We start from the raw sequence: 3,417 nt of genomic DNA, 5'->3' as shown, positions 1-3,417 counted from the left end.
ACGTTAGTTATTTGCTAGGAACCAAAATGTGGTATCCCCTAGGGGATTCGAACCCCTGTTACCGCCGTGAAAGGGCGGTGTCCTAGGCCTCTAGACGAAGGGGACCCGGACATATTAATTTGAACTTAACGTTCCCGTTTAACATTTACGGTCTCATAGGCACTCTTCTAAGTAGCGAAGTGTGCCTTGGGTGTATTAATTTAAACTTTCGTTTCTGCTTAATAAGGCAGTAAATTGGTGGAGCTACACGGGATCGAACCGTGGACCTCTTGCATGCCATGCAAGCGCTCTCCCAGCTGAGCTATAGCCCCAAATTTTTGTCAACACAGCTAACTTTAGCAGTATATGTATCAGCAGAAATTTAGACTTTGTTCTTACCAAACAACACGTTAGTTATTTGCTAGGAACCAATATTTGGTATCCCCTAGGGGATTCGAACCCCTGTTACCGCCGTGAAAGGGCGGTGTCCTAGGCCTCTAGACGAAGGGGACCCCGGACATATTAATTTGAACTTTTCACTAGAAAAGGTTCCCGTTTAACATCTACGGTAAGTTTGGTGGAGCTACACGGGATCGAACCGTGGACCTCTTGCATGCCATGCAAGCGCTCTCCCAGCTGAGCTATAACCCCAAACCTATCGAACTACATTTAAGTGCACTGCAAGCATTTGCTCGACTGTGTCTCAACTGCGTGGCGCATTCTATGCAGCGCACCTAAAAGTGTCAACTCGTTTTTTAGGAATTTATTCTATCTGCTACAAATTCAATCGCTTTGGATATTCTTTGCTCAGAACGGCTTCTTCCAATTAAAAATAGTGTGATATCTAAGCCTGGAGACTGCCCTGCCCCTGTTACTGCAACACGTAAAGGCATACCGACCTTACCCATACCCACATCTAATTCAGTCGCAGTATCTTCAATTGCCTGATGAATAGCTTCAGCTGTCCACTCAGTTAATGCTGATAATTTCTGTTGCACCAGTTGCAATGGCTCTAACGCAACACCGCGTAAATGCTTTTTCGCCTGTGCTTCATCAAACTCAGCAAAATCTTCATAGAAATAGCGGCTAGATGCGGCTAACTCTTTTAGAGTCTTAGCGCGCTCAGCTAATGCAGTGACCACTTCAGCTAATGCTGGGCCATTTGACAGATCAATTTTTTGATCGTCCATGTGCCATTGTAAGTGTGTTGCCACATATTCTGGATCTAGGCTCTTTATATAATGTTGGTTCAACCACACCAGTTTATCGGTATTAAAAGCAGAAGCGGCTTTGTTGATGTCACTCAACTTAAAGAATTGCTTCATTTCTTCTAATGAGAAAATCTCTTGGTCGCCATGTGACCAACCTAAACGCACTAAATAGTTCAGCAGTGCTTCTGGTAAATAGCCATCGTCACGGTACTGCATTACGCTAACAGCGCCATGGCGCTTGGACAACTTAGCGCCGTCATCACCTAGAATCATAGATACGTGTGCATATTCTGGGATCGGCGCCCCTAATGCTTTAAGAATGTTGATTTGACGCGGGGTATTGTTGATATGATCTTCACCACGCACCACACAAGTGATCCCCATATCCCAATCGTCAACCACCACACAGAAGTTATAAGTTGGCACGCCGTCGGTACGGGCGATGATCAAGTCATCTAATGCATCGTTAGAAAATTCAATCCGACCACGAACATGGTCATCAAATACCACTGAACCACCGATTGGATTTTTAAAACGCACCACAAATGGTTCATCAGTCTCGCGAGCGGGTAAGTCGCGACAGCAACCATCATACTTTTGTGCTTCACCGTTAGCGGCCTGTGATTCTCTTAAGGCATCGATTCGCTCACGTGAACAGTAACATTTATACGCTGTGCCCTTTTCTAACATTTGAGCAATGATTTCGTTATAACGGTCAAAACGCTTAGTTTGGTAATATGGGCCCTCGTCCCATGTCAAACCTAGCCAGTTCATGCCTTCTAAAATCGCATCGCAAGCGGCTTGAGTCGAACGCTCAATATCAGTGTCTTCAATACGTAATACAAACTCACCGTTATTGGCACGGGCTTGTAACCAAGAATAAAGTGCAGTACGGGCACCACCAACATGCAAGAAACCGGTAGGACTAGGGGCAAAACGCGTCTTAGTTGTCATAATGGGACACTAACCTATATAAAGTCGTCTAGATAAAGACAATCACGATAAAAAAAGTGGGCTTATTCTAACAGTCAAAGCAGGCGCTGCAAATGGGACAAGCTTCACAGTATCACTTATCTGGTTAAATCGTGTCGCGAATCCCTCCCTTTTATAGGGAAGCCAATATAAAGCGATATATAAAGGTGGCACTATTGCTATCACCACCATTGATGAATGCTAACACTTGAGAAGATTTTTCAGGCTTTATATTCCAACCCCTAAATCTCTACACCTATATTCCTTCGACTATAAATATCTGCGCCATCGAACACGCGCATCTATACACTATCAATGCACTCATGCTGTTAGTGCGCTAATTTTTATAAATCACTCACTTCCTCAGCACTTTTACCACAAAAAAGTCAGGTGAATGGGATGAGTTCAACTCGTATTTAATCGCGAGCGTCCAAATTACGTACCATTGACTGGCGAATTAAATAACACTTTGATCGGCGGCATGATTAGCATTAAGCCAATGTGGACAAAAATAGCGCGACCAATGCTTTTTTCACTAAAAAGCGTTGACACTAGATCGAACCTCCCTATAATACGGCTCCACACAGCGAGGTCGATTAGCTCAGCTGGGAGAGCACCTCCCTTACAAGGAGGGGGTCACTGGTTCGAGCCCAGTATCGACCACCATATTTTCTACAAAGAAATTATGGCATACAAAACGTTATATCCCAGGTCGCTTAGCTCAGCTGGGAGAGCACCTCCCTTACAAGGAGGGGGTCACTGGTTCGAGCCCAGTAGCGACCACCATATAACTTGATGTATTAATGTGTAAAAGTCATTCCCAGGTCGCTTAGCTCAGCTGGGAGAGCACCTCCCTTACAAGGAGGGGGTCACTGGTTCGAGCCCAGTAGCGACCACCATTCTTTAGTGAAGAATGACTTAAAAATTGTGTAGTTTAAGAATGCCCAGGTCGCTTAGCTCAGCTGGGAGAGCACCTCCCTTACAAGGAGGGGGTCACTGGTTCGAGCCCAGTAGCGACCACCACATTCTGCAATACACATGTTATATCCCAGGTCGCTTAGCTCAGCTGGGAGAGCACCTCCCTTACAAGGAGGGGGTCACTGGTTCGAGCCCAGTAGCGACCACCATATTCTGCAATACACACGTTATATCCCAGGTCGCTTAGCTCAGCTGGGAGAGCACCTCCCTTACAAGGAGGGGGTCACTGGTTCGAGCCCAGTAGCGACCACCATATATCTCCCCCAATAAACTTTAC

1 protein-coding gene and 10 tRNA genes are annotated in these 3,417 nt (G+C 45.6%); 6 read left to right on the top strand and 5 right to left on the bottom strand.

Going from position 1 to position 3,417, the window contains the following annotated elements:
- Positions 1-29: 29 nt before the first annotated feature.
- The 5 genes from KO537_RS22905 to gltX form a co-directional block, all read right to left on the bottom strand.
- Positions 30-105 (bottom strand) — tRNA-Glu (locus KO537_RS22905).
- Between the two features lie 130 nt (positions 106-235).
- Positions 236-311, bottom strand: a tRNA-Ala gene (locus KO537_RS22900).
- 104 nt (positions 312-415) lie between these two features.
- A tRNA-Glu gene (locus KO537_RS22895) sits at positions 416-491 on the bottom strand.
- 63 nt (positions 492-554) lie between these two features.
- Positions 555-630 (bottom strand) — tRNA-Ala (locus tag KO537_RS22890).
- Positions 631-734: 104 nt separating this feature from the next.
- Positions 735-2,144 carry a glutamate--tRNA ligase gene (gene gltX / locus KO537_RS22885; RefSeq protein WP_105252064.1) on the bottom strand — a complete coding sequence of 470 codons (1,410 nt, stop codon included), beginning with the start codon at positions 2,142-2,144 and terminating at the stop codon, positions 735-737.
- 608 nt (positions 2,145-2,752) lie between these two features.
- Between gltX and KO537_RS22880 the strand changes: the two genes are divergently transcribed.
- The 6 genes from KO537_RS22880 (at position 2,753) to KO537_RS22855 (ending at position 3,393) form a co-directional block, all read left to right on the top strand.
- A tRNA-Val gene (locus tag KO537_RS22880) sits at positions 2,753-2,828 on the top strand.
- Positions 2,829-2,872: 44 nt separating this feature from the next.
- Positions 2,873-2,948: transfer RNA gene (locus tag KO537_RS22875), tRNA-Val, on the top strand.
- A gap of 37 nt (positions 2,949-2,985) precedes the next feature.
- Positions 2,986-3,061: transfer RNA gene (locus tag KO537_RS22870), tRNA-Val, on the top strand.
- A 48-nt stretch (positions 3,062-3,109) separates the two neighbouring features.
- Positions 3,110-3,185 (top strand) — tRNA-Val (locus KO537_RS22865).
- Between the two features lie 28 nt (positions 3,186-3,213).
- Positions 3,214-3,289: transfer RNA gene (locus tag KO537_RS22860), tRNA-Val, on the top strand.
- Between the two features lie 28 nt (positions 3,290-3,317).
- Positions 3,318-3,393 (top strand) — tRNA-Val (locus tag KO537_RS22855).
- Positions 3,394-3,417 lie beyond the last annotated feature (24 nt).

The organism is Shewanella sp. NKUCC01_JLK, from assembly GCF_019345615.1.
Classification (GTDB): Bacteria; Pseudomonadota; Gammaproteobacteria; order Enterobacterales; family Shewanellaceae; genus Shewanella; species Shewanella oncorhynchi.
The sequence above is the reverse complement of the archived record's forward strand: the minus strand, read 5'-3'. Positions and strand labels throughout refer to the sequence as shown.